This is a genomic window from Absiella sp. AM09-50, assembly GCF_003433845.1.
GTDB classification, from domain to species: Bacteria; Bacillota_I; Bacilli_A; order Erysipelotrichales; family Erysipelotrichaceae; genus Hoskinsella; species Hoskinsella hominis.
Genome location: NZ_QVFI01000059.1, coordinates 1 through 3,295 on the forward strand (window position 1 = coordinate 1; position 3,295 = coordinate 3,295).

Below are 3,295 nucleotides of genomic sequence, written 5' to 3' on the forward strand. Positions count from 1 at the left end.
GGATTTGAAGATTGCTTTACTGATGAACCAAACGTTCCATTCAGATCAATTCTATAATATTGGAGGTTAAATCATGTTTAAGGAACTTATAGAAAAAGATTTATATTGTTTTCATGAAGGGTTTGATGACTGGCGTGATTCTGTAGTTGCCAGCTGTAAACCATTATTGGATAAAGGGGTTATTGAACAAAGTTATATTGATTCCATTTTTGAATGTATTGCAAAATATGGGCCTTATATTGTATTAGCACCAAATATCGCAATGCCTCACTCAACAGAAGGTGGGGATGGTGTACATGGAACTGAAATCAGTTTTATGCGTGTAGCAAAACCTGTTCACTTTGTAGAAGGAGATCCGGATAAAGATGCAAGAATTTATTTCGTTTTAGCAAGTGTTGATCATGATACACACATGCAACAGATGATGCAGCTTGCGACCGTATTATGCAATAAGGAACTTGTACAAGCAATGATTGATGCGGAAACAAAAGAAGATTTATTGGCAATTGACGAAAAATTTGGAATTTAAAGATAATAAAAAACAAGGTTCAGAATTTTTATGGTGTTTCAAAAAGGCAGTAGAAATGTTTATTTTCTAACATTTCTACTGCCTTTTATAATAGTCAAACAATAATTATCATTATTTATTTTTATTATATTTTCCTCGTTTATATTCTTCCATTTTTATTTATGATATCATAAGAAGATATAGAAAAATCAATAACATAAGAATATAATGAATGCATTAGGAGTGATTATTATGAAAATTAAATTAGCATATTCAAGTTATAAAGAAATTATTCCATATTGTAAAATGTTTTTAGATTCGTATTTACCTTTTTTAAATATTGTGAAAGTATTATTATCCATATATTTACTTGTGTGTATGATTTTTTATTCCTATTTAAAAGATATTTTAGATATTCCTAATATCACTATTTTAATATGTTTAATTATTCTTTTTTTCAAAAACTATATATACGCTATCGCTGTATATTTTAAGTTCAAAAATAAAGAGATTAATATTAATCTTAATAATAATATTTTGATAAGTAACAGTAAAAGAGCAAAAATAAATAGGAAAAAATCAATAATTGTTAATGAAAGTGAGCTTATATTAGTGTTTAATGATGAGAAATTATCTTTTTTGAAAGGTGGACTTCTTATTACAAGTGATTTTTGTAACAAAGAAGATTTCAGTAAGCTTATAAATTATATTAATATAGATATCAAAAAATAGTATAAAAAAAGTGCTAAATAAATTAGTATTTTAAAATGCTTGCAAGCTAATGTATGCGAGCATTTTCCATATTCTTAATGATAACATAAATAAATGTAAGGATCATAAAGAAAAAAAGCAGAAATTCTGCTTTTTGTTAGTAATTATAAAGAGGTGTTAATCCTACTGCATGGATGCCTACATCCTGAAATTCTTCAAGTAAATCTTTAGAAACACGATTATCTGTTATCAAATATTGGAATGATGTCACATCTGCCACAACAAATTGATGTACATTGCCAATCTTTGTATAATCTGCCAATAAGAAAGTTTCTCCTTGACAACGATTAATCATTGTTTCATTAATGGAAACTTCATGTAGGATGGCGGTGCTCATACCAGTATGAACATCAAAACCGCTACATCCTAAGAAACTTTTATTTGCAGTTACACGGTTCAAGTTATTTAATGCGAAATCTCCAACCATAGATTCCTTTGGAATACGTAATTCACCACCACTTAATACAATAGAAACAAGTGGATCATGTTCCATAAAAATAGCTTTTCCATTATTTGTAATTACAGTAACTCTTTTATTTCGGATATATTTCAATACCAGCAATGCAGTAGAACTTGTATTAATGAAAATTGTATCTCCATCTTCCACATATTGTGCTGCATACTTTGCAATCGCATGTTTATAAGGCTCATTGTTATCTTCAATTTCGTTATTGTCAACAAAAGACTGAATTAATCTTGCGCCGCCATAATAGCGTTCAACAGCACCTTGTTCCTCCCAATATTGTAAATCTCTACGAATCGTTAAAGGTGATACATGCAATTCATTTGCTAAATCTTCGACGTTTACTTTGCCCTGAATTTGAATTTTCGACATGACTTTTTTTCGTCGCTCATCAACGACTTCTTTATTCATTTTCATTTTATAACCCTTCTTCTTTTTTATAAATACATTATAAGCTATTTACAGACTTTTGTATAGTTTTTCTGCGCTTTGTTTCATTTTCGCATTGCCATTTAATGCTATTGTTTTTTCTAACATTTCTTTTGCGTGTTCTTTGTCATGATTGGCCAGATAAGCCTGTGCAAATTGGTAATAATAATGCATCAATTCGCGGTTATTCATATTCTTTGGATTTACATTCTGGAATGCTTTTATGCTCTTTTTATAATCTTTACATGACATTAAGTATACGCCTTCGATAAATTCCCAGTTGTATAAAGGAGAAATTTTAGTACCTTTTACTTTTACATCTTTTAATTTAATCACACGTTCATATTGCGCTTTGGTTTTCGTACGATTATTCATAAGGAAATAAGCGTAGAATTTTGTATAATCCCAGATTAATAAATTATCCATACAGCTGTGGAAGAATTTATGATCTTTTTCTAAAGTATCTAAGCATCCCTGAGCATCCATTTGATCTGCATAATATAAGGTATCAAAAATCAATACGGTTTTACGATATCCTCTAAAGATATCTTTTTTCAATAAACCGTCAAATGTTTTCTTCGCTTCTTCAGGATTTCCATCTTTATTTAATATAATAATGGCTTTCTGATATAAATGGCGAAGGTATTCAGACCATAAGGCAATGCCAAGAATAACTACGATAACAATAAGATAAGCAATCTTGCCTTCTAATTGTGGGGTTATTGCCATTTGGTAAACACTGTAACCAGTAAATGCTAGATAAATAAGACCCATAATAATATTTCTGAATTGTGGCTGGAAGGAAATTTTTTGTGCGATATTCATATAAAACACCTCTTTCAATTTTTTATAATATCTACATCTACATTATATGAACCATTTTCAAAAAAGTCAATCATAAAATTCATAAAATAATTCTTAAAATTTTATGTATGCGATTACAGAAATAAAATAAATCATAAAAATATTCAAAAGTTCGTAAAAAAGTATTGAAACGAACTTGTTATTGGATTATTATATGGGCGTACAAAGGAACCGCGGTTAAAGAAGAAAGATACGAGGAGTGACAATATGAGTAAAGTAGATGAAATAACAAGAGAATCATGGATTCTTGGCGCATTCCC

At 29.2% G+C, this 3,295-nt stretch carries 4 protein-coding genes; 2 read left to right on the forward strand and 2 right to left on the reverse strand.

Annotated features, from left to right (window positions below; translation table 11 throughout):
* Window positions 1-73: 73 nt before the first annotated feature.
* Window positions 74-529, forward strand: coding sequence for a PTS sugar transporter subunit IIA (locus DW114_RS20990; protein ID WP_117456277.1), 456 nt, complete (start codon window positions 74-76; stop codon window positions 527-529).
* Between the two features lie 231 nt (window positions 530-760).
* A complete protein-coding gene (locus DW114_RS20995; RefSeq protein WP_117456279.1) occupies window positions 761-1,240 on the forward strand; it encodes a hypothetical protein in 480 nt (159 codons plus the stop codon).
* Between the two features lie 136 nt (window positions 1,241-1,376).
* Here the strand turns inward: DW114_RS20995 and DW114_RS21000 are convergent, their stop codons facing one another.
* Both DW114_RS21000 and DW114_RS21005 read right to left on the reverse strand, forming a co-directional pair.
* On the reverse strand, window positions 1,377-2,159 hold the full coding sequence (locus DW114_RS21000; RefSeq protein ID WP_117456281.1) for a DeoR/GlpR family DNA-binding transcription regulator: 783 nt from the start codon (window positions 2,157-2,159) through the stop codon (window positions 1,377-1,379).
* A 42-nt stretch (window positions 2,160-2,201) separates the two neighbouring features.
* Window positions 2,202-2,996, reverse strand: coding sequence for a tetratricopeptide repeat protein (locus DW114_RS21005; RefSeq protein WP_117456283.1), 795 nt, complete (start codon window positions 2,994-2,996; stop codon window positions 2,202-2,204).
* Window positions 2,997-3,295: the final 299 nt, after the last annotated feature.